The sequence below is a fragment of the Kitasatospora sp. NPDC059577 genome, assembly GCF_042735475.1.
Lineage (GTDB): Bacteria > Actinomycetota > Actinomycetes > Streptomycetales > Streptomycetaceae > Kitasatospora.
Genome location: NZ_JBHWBZ010000039.1, coordinates 1 through 16,370 on the forward strand (window position 1 = coordinate 1; position 16,370 = coordinate 16,370).

General features: G+C 74.8%; 14 protein-coding genes. 8 read left to right on the forward strand and 6 right to left on the reverse strand.

Translation table 11 applies throughout. The annotated features are described in order from the left end of the window. The 3 genes from ACFV0O_RS26210 to ACFV0O_RS26220 all read right to left on the reverse strand — a co-directional run. On the reverse strand, positions 1-1,068 hold a 1,068-nt coding region (locus tag ACFV0O_RS26210), incomplete at its 3' end, for an FtsX-like permease family protein (protein WP_380345835.1). Then, positions 1,065-1,751, reverse strand: a complete 687-nt coding sequence (locus tag ACFV0O_RS26215) for an ABC transporter ATP-binding protein (protein WP_380345837.1) — start codon at positions 1,749-1,751, stop codon at positions 1,065-1,067. The genes ACFV0O_RS26215 and ACFV0O_RS26210, both read right to left, overlap by 4 nt. Beyond that, positions 1,748-2,272 carry a PadR family transcriptional regulator gene (locus ACFV0O_RS26220; protein WP_380345839.1) on the reverse strand — a complete coding sequence of 175 codons (525 nt, stop codon included), beginning with the start codon at positions 2,270-2,272 and terminating at the stop codon, positions 1,748-1,750. Before ACFV0O_RS26220 ends, ACFV0O_RS26215 begins: the two co-directional genes overlap by 4 nt. A gap of 390 nt (positions 2,273-2,662) precedes the next feature. Between ACFV0O_RS26220 and ACFV0O_RS26225 the strand changes: the two genes are divergently transcribed. Continuing rightward, entirely contained in the window at positions 2,663-3,319 is a 657-nt protein-coding gene (locus ACFV0O_RS26225) for a hypothetical protein (protein ID WP_380345841.1), read from the forward strand. A 117-nt stretch (positions 3,320-3,436) separates the two neighbouring features. Here ACFV0O_RS26225 and ACFV0O_RS26230 read toward each other — a convergent pair whose 3' ends face one another. Together ACFV0O_RS26230 and ACFV0O_RS26235 are read right to left on the reverse strand one after the other, a co-directional pair. Continuing rightward, positions 3,437-4,120 (reverse strand): YoaK family protein, encoded by a 684-nt coding sequence (locus tag ACFV0O_RS26230; protein ID WP_380345842.1) that lies wholly within the window; start codon positions 4,118-4,120, stop codon positions 3,437-3,439. 46 nt (positions 4,121-4,166) lie between these two features. Beyond that, complete coding sequence (locus ACFV0O_RS26235; RefSeq protein WP_380345844.1) at positions 4,167-4,310, reverse strand: hypothetical protein; 144 nt, start codon at positions 4,308-4,310, stop codon at positions 4,167-4,169. Positions 4,311-4,535: 225 nt separating this feature from the next. Here ACFV0O_RS26235 and ACFV0O_RS26240 point away from each other — a divergent pair, with 225 nt between their 5' ends. The 4 genes from ACFV0O_RS26240 (at position 4,536) to ACFV0O_RS26255 (ending at position 9,649) form a co-directional block, all read left to right on the forward strand. Then, complete coding sequence (locus ACFV0O_RS26240; protein WP_380345845.1) at positions 4,536-5,336, forward strand: ABC transporter ATP-binding protein; 801 nt, start codon at positions 4,536-4,538, stop codon at positions 5,334-5,336. Beyond that, complete coding sequence (locus ACFV0O_RS26245; RefSeq protein ID WP_380345847.1) at positions 5,330-8,071, forward strand: FtsX-like permease family protein; 2,742 nt, start codon at positions 5,330-5,332, stop codon at positions 8,069-8,071. The genes ACFV0O_RS26240 and ACFV0O_RS26245 overlap by 7 nt, the downstream gene beginning before the upstream one ends. 313 nt (positions 8,072-8,384) lie before the next feature. Further along, positions 8,385-8,756, forward strand: coding sequence for a BlaI/MecI/CopY family transcriptional regulator (locus ACFV0O_RS26250; protein ID WP_380345849.1), 372 nt, complete (start codon positions 8,385-8,387; stop codon positions 8,754-8,756). After that, entirely contained in the window at positions 8,753-9,649 is an 897-nt protein-coding gene (locus ACFV0O_RS26255; protein WP_380345851.1) for a M56 family metallopeptidase, read from the forward strand. The genes ACFV0O_RS26250 and ACFV0O_RS26255 overlap by 4 nt, the downstream gene beginning before the upstream one ends. 107 nt (positions 9,650-9,756) lie before the next feature. Here ACFV0O_RS26255 and ACFV0O_RS26260 read toward each other — a convergent pair whose 3' ends face one another. Then, positions 9,757-10,842 (reverse strand): NlpC/P60 family protein, encoded by a 1,086-nt coding sequence (locus ACFV0O_RS26260; protein WP_380345853.1) that lies wholly within the window; start codon positions 10,840-10,842, stop codon positions 9,757-9,759. Positions 10,843-11,260: 418 nt separating this feature from the next. Between ACFV0O_RS26260 and mutA the strand changes: the two genes are divergently transcribed. The 3 genes from mutA to meaB are packed head-to-tail and all read left to right on the forward strand — an operon-like array spanning position 11,261 to position 16,340. Continuing rightward, on the forward strand, positions 11,261-13,129 hold the full coding sequence (gene mutA / locus ACFV0O_RS26265; RefSeq protein WP_380345855.1) for a methylmalonyl-CoA mutase small subunit: 1,869 nt from the start codon (positions 11,261-11,263) through the stop codon (positions 13,127-13,129). Continuing rightward, positions 13,126-15,330 carry a methylmalonyl-CoA mutase gene (scpA, locus tag ACFV0O_RS26270; protein WP_380345857.1) on the forward strand — a complete coding sequence of 735 codons (2,205 nt, stop codon included), beginning with the start codon at positions 13,126-13,128 and terminating at the stop codon, positions 15,328-15,330. The genes mutA and scpA overlap by 4 nt, the downstream gene beginning before the upstream one ends. 17 nt (positions 15,331-15,347) lie before the next feature. Further along, on the forward strand, positions 15,348-16,340 hold the full coding sequence (gene meaB / locus ACFV0O_RS26275) for a methylmalonyl Co-A mutase-associated GTPase MeaB (RefSeq protein WP_380345858.1): 993 nt from the start codon (positions 15,348-15,350) through the stop codon (positions 16,338-16,340). The last annotated feature ends 30 nt before the right edge of the window (positions 16,341-16,370 follow it).

The window sequence follows — 16,370 nt, forward strand, 5'->3', positions numbered from 1 at the left end:
GTGGTTGACGGCGAAGTAGCCGAGTTCGCCGAGGCCGGCCACCAGCGGCACCAGCCGCCACGGGCTCGGCGGCTTCGGGGTGACCCGACGGGACACCCCGAGCGGCGAGATCACGACCCGGCGCAGCGCGAACCGGGCGGCGAGCGCGGCCGCCAGCGGCACGGCCAGTGCCACGCCGACCGCCTGCGCCGGGCTCAGGCTGACGTCCCCGGCGAAGAACCGGTCACCGGTGAACGGCACCTCGGCCACCACCGGCCGCAACGCGGCGTACGTGCCGAAGCCGAGCACCGTACCGACCACCGCCGCCACCGTGGACTCCACCGCCGAGATCACCGACACCTGGCCCGGTGTGGCCCCCACCAGCCGCATCGCCGCGTAGCGCTGCTCCCGGGTGGCGGCGGACAGCCGGGTGGCCGTGCCGATGAAGACCAGCACCGGGAAGATCAGCGCCCCGGCCACCACGGTGAGCACCAGCACCAGGGCGTCGTCGTGCACGCCCGCGCCGTAGCAGTCGTTGTCGCACACGGCGGGCAGCTCGGTGGCGACGGTCGTCACGGTGGTGGCCCGCGGCAGGGCCCTGACCTCGTCCACCGTGCGGCCCACGACCACCGCCAGGGTGTCCGGGGAGGGCAGCGCGTCGTCGCCGAGCGTGCCGGCCAGTCGGCCGGGGAAGCGGTCGCCGAGTTCGACGGCCGGCGTCGTGCCCAGCAGCTTCGCCAGGGCGGGCGAGGCGTAGTACTCGCCGGGGGGCGGCAACGCGCTCAGGCCGGGCGGGACGGGCGAGGTGGGCCCGGTGGCGGCGACCTCGGCGCGGAAGACGGCCCTCCCCCGGTAGTAGTCCATCCGGGCGCTCCACCAGAGCGGGTCCACCGGGGCGGCGACGGTCCCGCCCTTGACTCCGGTGTTCATCCAGAACTGCCGCTGGTTGGCGCGGTCGATCGCGTCGACGCTGGCCAAGGTCGACAGCAGCAGCCCGACGCCGATCGCCACGGCCGCCACGATCGTCATCAGCCGGGCCACCGCCTCCCGGCCGCCGCTGACGGCCAGCCGGAGCGAGAAGGCGATCACGGGGCCACCGGTCCGGCGGTGAGGCTACGGGCCCGCCCGTCGCGGACGATCGCCTCGCGGTCGGCATAGGCGGCGACCCGGGGCTCGTGGGTGACCAGGACGACGGTGGTGCCCTGCTCCTTGGCCGAGGTGACCATCAGCTCCATCACCTGTTCGCCGGTCAGCGAGTCCAACGCGCCGGTCGGCTCGTCGGCGAAGAGCACCCGGGGGCGGGCCACCAGGCCACGCGCCAGCGCGACGCGCTGGGCCTGACCACCCGACAGCTCGCCGGAGCGGCGGCCTTCCATTCCGTCCAGGCCGAGGCGGGCGAACCAGGGGCGGGCCTCGGCCAGGGCGGAGGACCGTCGTACGCCGTTCAGCAGCAGCGGCAGGGCGACGTTCTCCTCGGCCGTCAACTCCGGTACCAGTTGGCCGAACTGGAACACGAAGCCGAAGGTGTCCCGGCGCAGGGCGCTGCGCCGGGCCTCGGACAGGGTGTCCAGCCGCTGCCCGTCGAACAGCACTTCGCCCGAGTCGGGCACCAGGATGCCGGCCAGGCAGTGGAGTAACGTCGACTTGCCCGAGCCACTGGGGCCCATGACGGCGAGCACCTCCCCCGCCTGGACGGACAGGCTCGCACCGCGCAGCGCGGGCGTCTCGCCGAACGAGAGGGTGACGTCCCGGGCCTCGATCACGGCGGTCATGCCCGCACCTCCGCGGCGAGCGCGTCGAGGCGGGCGGTGGTGAGGTCGATCCAGCGCAGGTCGGCCTCCAGGTGGAACAGGCCGTGGTCGGCGAGCAGGGCGTCCACCAGGGCGCCGGTGCGGCGCAGTTCGGTGAGTTCGCGCATCCGGCGCAGGTGGGCGGCGCGCTGGCCGTCCAGGTACTGCTCGGCGTCGCGGCCCAACATCAGGGCCAGCACCACCTTGGTGAACAGCACGGACTGCAGGTTGGGTTCGGGTGCGACGGGCTCCCGGAGCCAGTCCTCGAACTCGGTCGCCCCCGTGTCGGTGATGACGTACCGCTTGCGTTCGGGCCCGTCGCCGGGCTCCGCCTCACCGGCCACCACCTTGCCGTCGCGGGCCAACCGGCCGAGGGTCGCGTAGACCTGGCCGTACGGGAGGGGCTTGCCGCGGCCGAAGAGGGCGTCGTAGTCGCGCTTGAGGTCGTAGCCGTGGCTCGGCTCCCGCTCCAGCAGCCCCAGCAGGGTCAAAGGAACACTCATGGGAGGACCATACACCCGACGTATACTCCGAGTGTATACATGGCGAGAAGAATGCTCCGACCTGGAAGGACGCCGACGTCGGGACGCGGGAAAGCAGGGGGCGGCCCCACGACCACCCCCTGCTCCGCCGTTCGGCCCGGCACCCCCACGGTCGAACCGGGCCACGGCCGCGCCCAGGCACGGGGGGCGCCGCCGGTACCCAGCCTGCCTTGCCCGGCCCGGCGCTGCCGAGGGCCGAACGTCCCGTCGGCGGGGCCGAGCGGCACTGGCGGGACGCCCCACGGGCGTGGCGGTACTACGAACGCGCACGACTCTTGTGCGCGGAGGGGCCCGGGGTGGAAATTGGTGGCGAACCGCCTTTCGCCCCAGCACCCCTGAGGAGCCGTCAACGTGTCCAGCGCACCCCGCCCCGCACGGCCCGCGTCGCTCCCGCGGCGAACCGGCCGTCAGCTGCGGCGGGCCCTCGGCGCCCGGCACGAACCGCTGGTCCGTCCGCTCGACCGCTCCCGGGCCCGGGCCTGGCTGCTCGCCGCGTTCGGCGCGGTGCTCACCGTCGCCCTCTCGGTGGGCGGCGCACTGCTGCTCTACCGAGGTGCGGCGCCCCAGGCCGACGCCGAACGCACACGGCTGCACCGGGTCGACGCCGTGGTGCGCGGCATCCCCGACCGCGGCGCCGCCACCGGCGGGCGCTTCGCCGGGGGCCACCGGAACCGGACCGACGTCGACGTCGCGTGGACCGCCCCCGACGGCACCCCGCGCTCCGGCACCGTCCAGGCCCCGGACGCGACCACCGCCGGTGGCCGCGTCCCGATCTGGATCGACCGGGCCGGCAACGCCTCCGCTCCCCCGGTCGACCGCGCCACCCTCGCCGTCTCCGCCGCCTGCACCGGCATCGGCACCCTCCTCACCCTGTTCGCCCTCGTCGTGCTCGTGCTGCGACTGCGCCTGCACGCCCTCGACCGCCGCGCCGAGAGCGCCTGGGCCGACGCCTGGGCCCGCCTCGAACCCCGCTGGAGCGGCCGCGCCGGTCAGCGCACCGAGGACTGACCACGGGCCACGGGGCCGGGCGGCTCCGCGGGGGCCGGGCTGTTCAGCGGGGCCGGGCGGCTCCGCGGGGGCCGGGCTGTTCAGCGGGGCCGGACGCCTCGGCGAGGGCCGGGACGTTCAGCGGGGCCGGGTCCAGGCCGGGGCGGGGGTGGGCCGGGCGGCCCGGTGGACGAGGGCGGCCACGGCGAGGAGGAGGGCGAGGGCCAGGCCGAGGGCGGTCGGGACGTTCGCGTGGAGGACGAGGAGGGCGCCGAGCAGGGCACCCGCGAACATCCAGCCGGCGGAGGCGAGTCGGCGCAGGCCGGTGCGGTCGGCGGCGAGGGCGGTGATGGTCATGGTGAGCACGGTGGTGGTGAGGTCGGGGACCTTGAGTGCGCGGACCACCGCGTTCTGGCCGCCCATGGCGAAGCCGAGCAGGCCGATCAGGGTGTAGCGGACCGGGTCGGCGGTGTGGCCGACGACCGCCGCCAGGACGGTGCTCACCGCGAGGAGCCCGGACTGGACGCCGACGGCGGTGGCCAGCAGGCGGCCGCGGTGGCCGGGCAGGCGGCGGGCGAGGTGGCCGCCCGTCAGGGCGCCGAGGAGGAAGGCCGCGAGCGCCGCGAGGGAGGCGGTGGCGGAGAGGTTGGGCGCGCCGGCCAGGGCGAAGCCGAGGAAGACCACGTTCCCGGTCATGTTGGCGACGAAGACGTGGCCCAGTTCGAGGTAGCTGACGGCGTCCACCACTCCGGTGACCACGGTCAGGACCAGCAGCATCGGCACCAGCGGCCCGTGCTCGGGATCGGGGTCGGGGGTCAGCATCGGGCCTCCCAGGCGGTTCGTGTGACGGTCCTTCCGTTCTACTCCCTCAGGCGAGCGCCGGGCCGCCCGGGCCGTCCGGTTCCTCGTCCGGTTCCTCGTCCAGGTACCAGTGCAGGTCACGCACCCCCGGCTCCGACGACGGCCGGCTGACGACCTGTTCGAGTGCCGGGGCGGTGGTCGGGGCGTGCACGACGGCACCTCCTTCACGGGGTCGGGGTACCGGCGGGTCGTCGCCCCGGGGCGGTCCGGACGATCTTGATGATGGCCATCGCCGCCACCGCGGCCGGGGAGGCGCGCAGGACGCCTCCGTCGGCCCTGCCGGGCTTCCGACCATTGCTCGACAGCTTTGTAGAAGTTTGACCGGACCCGACCCGGCCTTGGATACTCGTCTCCGGCATATATAGTTCACCGACATATGCAGTTGAGCAGCCCACGAGGGGGAAGTGTGTCCCACACCGATCCGACCCGGCCCGCGCCCGTCCTGCGCCTGGCCTCCGTCACCCGGGTGCACGGGCGGGGCGCCGCCGAGGTGCACGCCCTGCGCGGCATCGACCTGGCCGTCCACCCCGGCGAGTTCGTCGCCGTCATGGGGCCGTCCGGCTCCGGGAAGTCCACCCTGCTGACCCTGGCCGGCGGACTGGACCAGCCCAGCGGCGGCGAGGTGCTGGTGGAGGGCGTCCCGCTCGGCGGCCTCCGCCGCGGCAGGCTCGCCGATCTGCGGCGACGCTCCATCGGGTACGTCTTCCAGGACTACAACCTGATCCCGGCGCTCACCGCCGCCGAGAACATCGCCCTGCCCCGCGAACTCGACGGCGTCCCGGGACGCCGGGCCCGCCGGGAGGCACTGGCCGCCCTGGAGGAACTGGGCATCGGCGAACTCGCCGACCGCTTCCCCGACGACATGTCCGGCGGCCAGCAGCAGCGCGTCGCGATCGCCCGCGCCCTGATCGGCGAACGCCGACTGGTGCTCGCCGACGAACCCACCGGCGCCCTCGACTCCGCCACCGGTGAGGCCGTGCTCGGCGTGCTGCGCGCCCGCTGCGACGCCGGCGCCGCCGCGATGATGGTCACCCACGAGGCCGCGCACGCCGGCTGGGCGGACCGGATCGTCCACCTGCGGGACGGCGCGATCGCCTCGGAGAGCCCCGGCTACCGCTCCGCGACCTGCCCGGCCGCCGTCCACCGGCCCGGCGGCACCGAGGAGATGACGTGGTGAGGCTCGGAGCCTGGCGGGTCGCCCTGCGCATCGCCCGCCGCGACGCCCTGCGCGCCAAGGGCCGCAGCGCCCTGATCGTCGCCATGATCGCCCTGCCCGTCCTCGGCGTCACCGGCGCCGACGTGGTCCACCGCAGCGGGCAGCTCAGCCCCGCCGAGCGGGTCGAGCGGGTGGTCGGCGGGGCGGACGCCCTGGTCACCGCCCTCGACCCGGGCCGCACCGTCGAACAGGCCCCGGTCGCCGAGGACGGCGCCTTCGCCGTCCAGCCCCGCCCGGGGGAACAGCCCACCGCCGAGCAGCTGAAGGGCGCCGGCACCGATCCGGTCACCCTGGTCGGCGCGCTGCTGCCCCCCGGCAGCGCGCTCACCCCGGCCCGGCCGGGGCCGGAGACCGGCGCGACCTCGCCCGAGGGTCTCGTCCGCACCCTCACCACCGAGGCGAACCTCGCCGACCCGATCTGGCGCGGCCGGATCGACCTGGTCGAGGGCCGCGCCCCGAGCGCCCCGCACGAAGTGGCCGTCACCCGGGCCTTCCTGGACCACTCCGGGCTCAAGCCCGGCGGCACCACCACCGTCCAGGGGCTGGAGCGGACCACCTACACCATCACCGGCGTCGTGGAACACCCGGACGAGCTCGGCCGGGTCGAACTCGTCGCCCGACCCGGAGAGTTGCTGGACCAGCTGATCGCCGCCCAGAGCGCCGACCGGCCGGCCGCCGGGAAGGGTCCGGCCGAACGCGGCGCCTGGCTGGTGCGGCTGCCGTCCGGGACGGCGCTCGACTGGGCCGAGGTCCAGCGGTTCAACGCCCACGGCTACACGCTCACCGCGCGCTCGGTGGCGCTCGCCCCGCCGCCGGCACGGGCCGTCCCCTACTACCGCGACGCGTTCCGCCTCGGCGACCAGGCCACCGGCAAGAACACCGAGGTCGTCGTCGCCACCGTCACCGGCATGGCACTGCTGGAGGTCGCCCTCCTCGCCGGGCCCGCGTTCGCGGTCGGCGCCCGCCGCTCGCGCCGCCAGCTCGCCCTGCTCGGCGCAGCCGGCGGCCGCCGCACCCACGTCGGCGCGGTCGTCCTCGGCGGCGGCCTCGTCCTCGGCGCGGTCGGGGCGGTGGCCGGCGTGGCGCTCGGCACCGGACTCGTCGCCGCGCTCCGGCCGCAGATCGAACGGGTCGGCGGCACGCGCTTCGGACACTTCGCCCTGCCCCCGCTGGACCTCCTGGCGATCGCCGGAATCGGCCTGGTCACCGCCCTGCTCGCGGCCGCGCTGCCCGCCGTCCAGGCCGCCCGCCGCAGCGTCACCGCCGGCCTCACCGGCCGGGACACCGTCTGCGGCCCCAGCCGCTGGGTCACCGTCGGCGGCGTGCTGCTGGTCGCCGCCGGCGCCGTCCTCGCGATGTACGGCGCGGGCGCCGTGCAGCGCGACCAGCCGGGCATCGGCGGCTACGACACCCGGACGCTCACCGTGCTCGGCGGCTCGGTGACCGCCGAACTCGGACTGCTGCTCTGCACCCCGATGCTGGTCGCCCTGGTCGGCCGCGCCGCCGGCCGGCTCCCGCTCGGGCCCCGGCTCGCGCTGCGCGACTCCGCCCGGCACCGCTCGCGCACCGCCCCCGCGGTCGCCGCGGTGATGGCCGCCGTCGCGGGCGCCGTCGCCATCGGCGTCTACACCACCAGCACCGACGCCGAGAACCGGCGCGACTACCGGCCGCAGGCCCCGTACGGCGCCGTCCAGCTCACCAGCCACGTCGACGGGCCCCGGCTCGACCGGCTGCGCGGCGAACTGGAGAAGCAGCTGACCGGTCTCGGCCCGCGCGGGGACCTCGCCGAGGTCCAGTACCGCTTCTGCGACAACTGTTCCAGCGTCGTCCAGCTGAAGGGCCCGGTGAACCTGCGCGGCCTCGGTGCCCCACCGCACCTGGCCGCCGGTGACGCCACCGTGCTGCACAACCTCTTCGCCGTCCACGACCCGGCCGTCGAACAGGCGCTGGCCGCAGGCAAGCTGCTGGTCTTCGACAAGTCCCTGGTGGGCGCCGACGGCAAGGCCGTGATGATGCTGCGCGGCGGCAGCGGCACCGTGCAGCCGGGCGAGGTCCCCAAGCCCGACCTCCAGGAGGTACCGGTCGACGCCGTCCTGGTCGACAACCCGGCCGCCGCCGGCTTCGCCCAGGGCCTGGTGCTGCCCTCCGTGCTGCCGCGCCTCGGGCTCTCCGCCCAGCCGACCGGCTCGGTCTGGCTGCCCGCCACCCCGCCCGACCGCAAGTCGCAGCAGCGCGCCGAGGCGGCCGCGGTCCGGCTGGACCGGATGGCCGAACTGACCATCGAGCGCGGCTTCCAGCCGAAGAGCGACGCACTCACGCTGGCGCTCACCGGATTCGCCGCGCTGGTCGTGCTCGGCGCGGCCGGGATCGCCACCGGCCTCGCGGCCGCCGACTCCCGGCAGGACCAGGCGACCCTCGCCGCCGTCGGCGCACCGCCGCGGATCCGCCGCACCATGGCGGGCCTCCAGTGCGCGCTGATCGCGCTGCTGGGGGCGCTGCTCGGGGCGGCCAACGGATTCGTGCCGGCGGTGGGGCTGCTGAAGTCCCGGGCGAGCGGGTTCGGCGCCAAGCCGGCGCTGATCACCGCGCCCTGGGTCGAGTTGCTGGTGGTGGTGCTGGTGCTGCCGGTGGTGGCCGGGCTGCTCGCCGCGCTGTTCACCAAGTCCCGCATCCCGCTGGGACGACGGCTGTCCTGACCGCCGCCCCGCGGCCCCGACCGGTCACCGCCGCCCGCGGTGGCCGGTCGACCCCGGACACCGGTCGGGCCCCGGGCCGTCGAGCGCCGGGCCGTCGAGCACCGACCGATCGGCTCCGGGCATCGACCGGACCATGGTCGACACCGACCGACACCGCTCGGACACGATCCGGGCACCACCCGGACACGACCCGGAACGCGCCGGGCGCCCTCCCCTGCCGGCCGGGGACGGGCGCCCGGCGCTCGCCGTACCATGGGCCGCGTTCCGGCGGGCGAAGGGCGCCGGCGGTGGGCTCGGCGAGGGAGACAGGGCGGTGCTACGCGGGTTCGGCGACCTGGAGGCCGAGATCATGGACCGGCTCTGGTCCTGGGGCCGGCCGGCCACGGTGCGCGAGGTCGTGGACGACCTGCAACAGCAGCGGGCCGTCGCGTACACCACCGTCACCACCGTCGCCGACATCCTGCACACCAAGGGCTGGCTGCGTCGCGACAAGGTCGGCCGCGCCTGGGTGTACGAGCCGACCTGCACCCGCGAGGAGTACACCGCCCGGCTGATGCACCAGGCTCTGGAGACCACCTCCGACCGGGCCGGCGCGCTGCTCCGCTTCGTCGACCGGATCAGCGGCGACGAAGCCTCCGCCCTGCTCTCGGCGCTCGCCCAGGTGAAGTCCCGGGACCCCGAGTGACCCTCGCACTGCTGGGCCTGTACCTGGCGGTGACCGGCGTCCTGCTGCCCCGCCGGCTGGCCGGCTCCGCCCGGCTCCAGGCCCGTCCACTGGCCGGCGCGGTGCTCTGGCTCGCGCTGATGGCCTCCTTCACGGTGGCCCTGCTGCTCGCCGCGCACCACGCGCTGGAGCCCTTCGCCCACGAGCCGGCCGGGTTGCTCGGCCTGCTCCCCCACGCCGAGCCGCCCGGCGCCGTCCTCCCGCACACCCACGACTGGTGGCTGCTGGCCGCCGCCGGGGCGGTGGTCGCCGCCCTGGTGACCACCGTCGGCGTCCGCACCGGACGGGCCCGTCGGCGGCACCGGGCGCTGCTGGACGTGGTCGCCGTACCCGACCGGCGCTGGGGCGCGCTGGTGCTGGATCACCCGCACCCCACCGTCTACTGCCTGCCCGGGCGCCGTTCCCGGGTCGTGCTGTCGCGCGGGGCGCTGCGGCTGCTGGACGAGCGGCAGGTCGCCGCGGCCGTCGCGCACGAGCACGGACACCTCCGGGGCCGCCACCACCTGCTCCGGCTGCCGGCGGACACCTTCGCACTGCTCCTCGGGCGGCTGCCGCTGGCCCGGCTGGGGTGCTCCGAGGTCGCGCTGCTGCTGGAGATGGCGGCGGACGACGCGGCGCTGGCCCAGGTGTCGCGGGGTGAGCTGGCTTCGGCGCTCTGTGCGTTGGCGACCGCCGGAGTTGCGGTCCCGGACGGCGGGGCGCTCGGGGTGGCCGCCACCGGGGTGCTGGCCAGGGTCCGGCGGCTGGCCCGCCCCGGCGGCGGCCGGCGAAGGCTCGCCCGGCGGCTCGGGGTGGCGGCACTGCCGGTGCTACCGGTGCTGCCGTACCTGCTGGCCTGCGCACCGCACCCGTGACGGGCGCGGGCCGGGCGCGGTGCGCCCGGGCCGGTCGGTAGGCCGTCCGCCCGGAAACGGCGTCGGCCCGCCCCCGCCGGTGCGGGAGCGGGCCGTCGGGTCCGCGGTCAGGCCGGGCGGACGGCGCCCATGTAGGGCATCACCGCGATCGGCAGCACCTCGATGTTCTTGCCGGTGCGCGGCGCGTGGATCATCTTGCCGTCGCCGATGTACAGCCCGACGTGGTGCAGGTCGTCGTAGAAGAAGACCAGGTCGCCGGGCTGGAGGTTGGCCCGGTCGATGTGCGGGCCGAACTTCCACTGGTCCTGGGACATCCGGGGGATCGTGACGCCCGCCGCCCGGTAGGCCATGCTGGTGAGGCCGGAGCAGTCGAAACTGTCGGGACCGGTCCTGCTCCAGCCGTAGGGCTTGCCGAGCTGGGCCTGGGCGAACGCGATGATGGAGGCGGCCCGGCCGCTCGCGGGCGGCGCCGGGGTGCTCATGTCGGGGCGGTCGGCGGATCGGGAGGCGCGGTCCGCCGCCCCTGCGGCGGCTGCCTGCTTGGCCTCGGCCTTGGCCTTCTCGGCGGACTGCTGGGCGTTGATCTTGGCCCGGTCCTCGGCGCTGAGCTTGTTCAGCATGTCCTGCGCCTTGGACAGCTTGGTCTGGATGTCGTTCTTCTGCTCCGCCAGCTGCTTGCCGACCGTGTCGAGCTCGGCGAGCGTCGCGGTGGCCTCGGCGCGGTCCTGGTCGAGCTTGCGCTGCTCGTCCTGGGCCTGCTTCAGCAGGCTCGCCTGGGAGTCGGCGACCTGGTTCTGCACCGCGGCGCGCTCCAGGTACGCGGCCGGGTCGGAGTCGAGCATCAGCTGGACCGACGTGTCGATGCCGTTGTTGCGGTACTGGTCGGCGGCGACCGAACCGAGCCGGGTGCGCAGCTCGTTCATGGTCTCCTGGCCGCGCACCACCTTCTCCTGGATCTGGTTGGCGTCGCTCTGGAGCTTCTGCTGCTTGGCCTGGAAGCCGTTGTAGCGCTCGATCGCCTGCTCGGCCTGCTCGTTGAGGTTGTCCACCTGCTCCTTGACGGAGGCGAGGGTCGGCGCGGGTTCGGCGTGGGCGGTGCCCGAGGCGAGGACCGCGCCGCCGGCCGCCATGGCCGTGGTGAGGACCGCCATGCGGGCCCGACCGGGGGGACTGGGCTTGCGGCGCTTTCCCATGGGCGGTCGGCTCTCCTTCGGGGGAATCTCGGCCGGAACGGACGGGCCGGGGGCGGCGAAGGCAGGCAGGACGAGCAACGGGGGGATGTCACCCCGCCCACCTTCTTCGAAGTAACTTAATAGATGAGGGCCCGGGTTCCGCAATCCCCCTGATCATGACGTTTCGGTGCCATGACGGGACATCGATCGCGTTCCGTGCCATCGGTGTTGACTACGGACGCGGCCCTGCCGCCGGTTCAGCCACCGACGCCGACGCCACGCCGCCCCGACGGGACGGCCTGCCGCAGCCCGCCCGAGCGGACCCCGCTCCCCTTGGCACCGCCCGCCCCACGAAGTGCACGAGAACCCGCCAAATCGAGGGAAAGGTCACACGCGCCGCCCCTCCTGCCGCTATGCGAACGGGCGCTAACCTGCGCACATGAAGGTCCCGCCCGATGGGCTCCCCCTCGCCGCCGAGTTCCCGGCTGCGCACCGAGAGCAGTGGCAGCAGCTCGTCCAGGGCGTGCTGCGCAAGTCCGGTGCCCAGCCCGAGGACGGCGCCGCCGCCGAGCAGGCACTCACCACCGAGCTCCAGGACGGGCTCGGCGCACGCCCGCTCTACACCGCCGAGGACACCGCAGCCGACCCCGGCTACCCGGGCTTCCCTCCGTTCGTCCGCGGCGGGCGGCCGCAGGGCTCGGCCGTCTCCGGGTGGGACGTCCGGCAGCGGCACGCCGACCGGGACCGGCGGCGCACCAACGAGGCCGTGCTCGCCGACCTGGAGAACGGCGTCGGCTCGCTCTGGCTGGAACTGGGCGGCGAGGCCCTTCCGCTGGACGCCCTGCCCGAGGCGCTGACCGGGGTGTACCTCGACCTGGCCGCCGTGGCGCTCGACGCCGGACCCGATTTCACCGCCGCCGCCGAGCAGTTGTTCGCGCTGTACGAGCAGCGCGAGGTCTCCCCCGCCGCCGCCTCCGGCAACCTCGGCGCCGACCCGCTCGGCCTGCAGGCCCGCACCGGCGACACCGCGCGCACCCACGGGCTGGTCGCCGAGGCCGCCGCGCTGGCCGCGCGCTGCGCGGCCGGCTACCCGGGCGTCCGGGCCCTCACCGTCGACGCCCTGCCGTACCACGAGGCCGGCGCCTCCCCGGCCCAGGAGCTGGGCTGCTCGCTCGCCACCGGCGTCGCCTACCTGCGCGCGCTGACCGCGGCCGGACTGTCGGTGGACGACGCGCTCGGCCAGCTGGAGTTCCGCTACGCGGCGGACGCCGACCAGTTCCTGACGATCGCCAAGTTCCGTGCCGCGCGCCGCCTCTGGGCGCGGGTCGCCGAGGTCTCCGGGGCGTCCGCCGAGGCCTCGGCGCAGCGTCAGCACGCCGTCACCTCCCGGGTGATGATGACCGCCCGCGACCCGTGGGTGAACATGCTGCGCACCACCATCGCCTGCCTGGCCGCCGGGGTCGGCGGCGCCGACGCCGTCACCGTGCTGCCCTTCGACACCGCGCTCGGCCAGCCGGACGCCTTCGCCCGCCGGATCGCCCGCAACACCCAGTCGATCCTGCTGGAGGAGTCCCACCTGGCCCGGGTGATCGACCCGGCCGGCGGCTCCTGGTACGTCGAGCAGCTGGGCGAGGAACTGGCCCGGGCGGCTTGGGCCTGGTTCCAGGAGATCGAGCGGGCCGGCGGGCAGCAGGCCGCGCTCGGCTCGGGGCTGGTCGGCGAGCGGCTCGCCGCGACCTGGGCGGAGCGCTCGGTCAAGCTCGCCAAGCGGCGCGAACCGATCACCGGCGTCAGCGAGTTCCCGCACCTGGACGAGCAGCCGCTGGTCCGCGAGCCGGCCCCGGCCGCGCTCTCCGGCGGCCTGCCGCGGGTGCGCCGCGCCGAGGCGTACGAGGCCCTGCGGGACCGCTCGGACGCGGCGCTCGCCGCCACCGGCGAGCGGCCGAAGCTGTTCCTGGCCTCGATCGGGTCCGCCTCCGCACACACCGCGCGCACCACCTTCGCGGCCAACCTGTTCCAGGCCGGCGGCATCGCGACGACCTCCCTGGAGTCCGTGGACCCGGCCGCGTTCGCCGAGGCGTTCACCGCCTCCGGCGCCGGCGTCGCCTGTCTCTGCTCCAGCGACGCCCTGTACGGCGAGCACGCCGCACCGGTCGCCGCTGCCCTGCGGGCGGCCGGTGCCACGAAGGTGCTGCTGGCCGGGCGCCCCGGTGAAGTGCCGGACGGCGTGGACGAGTTCATCTACGCGGGCGGGGACGCGGTCGCCGTCCTGACCTCCCTGCTGGACCTGATCGGAGTGGCCCGATGATCCCTGACTTCACCGGAATCGGGCTGGACGGCGACGCCGCCGCGGACGCCACCGACGAGCGCTGGCAGGCCGCCTGGCGGCAGTCCACCGGCAAGGACGTCGACGAGCTGGTCTGGGACACGCCCGAGGGCATCGGCGTCAAGCCGCTGTACACCGCGCAGGACCTGGCCGGGCTGGACTTCCTGGAGACCTACCCGGGCATCGCCCCGTACCTGCGCGGGCCGTACCCGACCATGTACGTCAACCAGCCGTGGACCGTCCGGCAGTACGCGGGCTTCTCCACCGCCGAGGAGTCCAACGCCTTCTACCGCCGCAACCTCGCGGCCGGCCAGAAGGGCCTCTCGGTCGCCTTCGACCTGCCGACCCACCGCGGCTACGACAGCGACCACCCGCGCGTCACCGGCGACGTCGGCATGGCGGGCGTCGCCATCGACTCGATCTACGACATGCGCCAGCTGTTCGACGGCATCCCGCTCGACCGGATGTCGGTGTCGATGACCATGAACGGCGCCGTGCTGCCCGTCCTGGCGCTGTACATCGTCGCCGCCGAGGAGCAGGGCGTACCGCCGGAGAAGCTGGCCGGGACCATCCAGAACGACATCCTCAAGGAGTTCATGGTCCGCAACACCTACATCTACCCGCCGCAGCCGTCGATGCGGATCATCTCGGACATCTTCGCGTACACCTCGCAGAAGATGCCCCGGTACAACTCGATCTCCATCTCCGGCTACCACATCCAGGAGGCCGGGGCCACCGCCGACCTGGAGCTCGCCTACACCCTGGCCGACGGGGTGGAGTACCTGCGCGCGGGCCTGGACGTGGGGCTCGACGTGGACGCCTTCGCGCCCCGGCTGTCGTTCTTCTGGGCGATCGGCATGAACTTCTTCATGGAGGTCGCCAAGCTGCGCGCGGCCCGGCTGCTCTGGGCCAAACTGGTCAAGCAGTTCGACCCGAAGAACCCCAAGTCGCTGTCGCTGCGCACCCATTCGCAGACCTCCGGCTGGTCGCTCACCGCGCAGGACGTGTTCAACAACGTCACCCGCACCTGCGTCGAGGCGATGGCCGCCACCCAGGGCCACACCCAGTCGCTGCACACCAACGCCCTGGACGAGGCACTCGCCCTGCCCACCGACTTCTCCGCGCGCATCGCCCGCAACACCCAGCTGCTGCTGCAGCAGGAGTCGGGCACCTGCCGGTCCATCGACCCGTGGGGCGGCTCGGCGTACGTCGAGAAGCTGACCAACGACCTGGCCGCGCGGGCCTGGCAGCACATCCAGGAGGTCGAGGCCGCCGGCGGCATGGCCAAGGCGATCGACGCCGGCATCCCCAAGATGCGCGTCGAGGAGGCCGCCGCCCGCACCCAGGCGCGCATCGACTCCGGCCGCCAGCCGGTGATCGGCGTCAACAAGTACCGGGTGGAGAGCGACGAGCAGATCGACGTGCTCAAGGTCGACAACTCCGCCGTGCGCGCCCGGCAGATCGAGAAGCTGCGCCGGCTGCGGGAGGAGCGCGACGAGGCCGTCACCCAGGCCGCGCTCGACGCGCTCACCCGGGCCGCCGAGGCCGGCCCGCAGCGCGGCGGCTCGCTGGACGGCAACCTGCTGCACCTGGCCGTCGCCGCGGCCCGCGCCAAGGCCACCGTCGGCGAGATCTCGGACGCCCTGGAGAAGGTGTACGGCCGCCACTCCGGCCAGATCCGTACCATCTCCGGTGTGTACCGAGACGAAGCGGGCCCGTCGGCATCCCTCCAGCGCACCCGCGACCTGGTCGAGCGGTTCGAGCGGGCCGAGGGCCGCCGGCCGCGCATCCTGGTCGCCAAGATGGGCCAGGACGGCCACGACCGCGGCCAGAAGGTGATCGCCACCGCCTTCGCCGACCTCGGGTTCACCGTGGACGTCGGCCCGCTGTTCCAGACCCCGGCCGAGGTCGCCCGTCAGGCCGTCGAGGCCGACGTCCACATCGTCGGCGTCTCCTCGCTGGCCGCCGGCCACCTCACCCTGGTGCCCGCGCTGCGCGCCGAGCTGGCCGCGGCGGGCCGCGAGGACATCACCATCGTCGTCGGCGGGGTCATTCCCCCGCAGGACTTCGACGCGCTCCACGCGGCGGGCGCGGCGGCGGTGTTCGGCCCGGGCACGGTCATCCCGGACGCCGCCCACGACCTGCTCACGGCCCTGGCCGCCGAACTCGGCCACGAGCTGTGAGCCGGGGTCGCTGAGGGATGCCACCGAGGACGATCGACCTCGACAGCTACGTGACGGGTGTCCTGGACGGCTCGCGTGCCTGGATCGCGCGCGCCGTCACCCTCGTCGAGTCCTCCCGGCCCGACCACCGCGCGCTGGCGCAGCAGTTGCTCCAGCGGCTGCTGCCGCACGCGGGCGGGGCGGTCCGGGTGGGCATCACCGGGGTGCCCGGTGTCGGCAAGTCGACCTTCATCGACTCCTTCGGCACCATGCTGACCGCGCTGGGCCACCGGGTCGCGGTCCTGGCCGTCGACCCGACCTCCAGCCGGACCGGCGGCTCCATCCTGGGCGACAAGACCCGGATGGAGCGCCTGGCCGTCGACCCGCAGGCCTTCGTCCGCCCCTCCCCGACCTCGGGGACCCTGGGCGGCGTCGCCAAGGCCACCCGCGAGTCGATGGTGGTGATGGAGGCGGCCGGCTACGACGTGGTGCTGATCGAGACGGTCGGCGTCGGCCAGTCCGAGACAGCCGTCGCCGGGATGGTGGACACCTTCCTCCTCCTCAGCCTCGCCCGGACGGGTGACCAGCTGCAGGGCATCAAGAAGGGCGTCCTGGAGCTCGCCGACGTCATCGCGATCAACAAGGCCGACGGCGCGCACGAGCGCGACGCCAAGGCCGCCGCCCGCGAACTCGCCGGCGCCCTGCGCCTGTTGCAGGCCCCCGACGCGGCCTGGAGCCCGCCGGTGCTCACCTGCAGCGGGCAGGAGAACGTCGGCCTCGACGTCCTGTGGGAGCGCCTGCAGCAGCACCGCAAGGTGCTCGACGCCACCGGCTCCCTGGCAGCCAAGCGCCGTGACCAGCAGGTGGAGTGGACCTGGGCCATGGTCCACGACCAGCTCTACGCCCGACTGCACGAACACCCCGAGGTCCAGCGCCTCGCCCCCGACCTGGAGGCCCGCGTCCGCGCCGGCACCCTGCCCGCGGGAGCGGCCGCCCAGCAGATCCTCGACGGCTTCTTCGGCGCCCCGTAGGCGGCGGCGCCGACCGTCCCGGGGCCGCGC

Bases quoted from the DNA above. Each gene is read 5' to 3' on its own strand.
- ACFV0O_RS26215 (WP_380345837.1), bottom strand. From the start codon at position 1,751: ATGACCGCCGTGATCGAGGCCCGGGACGTCACCCTCTCGTTCGGCGAG.
- ACFV0O_RS26220 (WP_380345839.1), bottom strand. From the start codon at position 2,272: ATGAGTGTTCCTTTGACCCTGCTGGGGCTGCTGGAGCGGGAGCCGAGC.
- ACFV0O_RS26230 (WP_380345842.1), bottom strand. From the start codon at position 4,120: ATGCTGACCCCCGACCCCGATCCCGAGCACGGGCCGCTGGTGCCGATG.
- ACFV0O_RS26240 (WP_380345845.1), top strand. From the start codon at position 4,536: ATGCAGTTGAGCAGCCCACGAGGGGGAAGTGTGTCCCACACCGATCCG.
- ACFV0O_RS26260 (WP_380345853.1), bottom strand. From the start codon at position 10,842: ATGGGAAAGCGCCGCAAGCCCAGTCCCCCCGGTCGGGCCCGCATGGCG.
- mutA (WP_380345855.1), top strand. From the start codon at position 11,261: ATGAAGGTCCCGCCCGATGGGCTCCCCCTCGCCGCCGAGTTCCCGGCT.
- scpA (WP_380345857.1), top strand. From the start codon at position 13,126: ATGATCCCTGACTTCACCGGAATCGGGCTGGACGGCGACGCCGCCGCG.
- meaB (WP_380345858.1), top strand. From the start codon at position 15,348: ATGCCACCGAGGACGATCGACCTCGACAGCTACGTGACGGGTGTCCTG.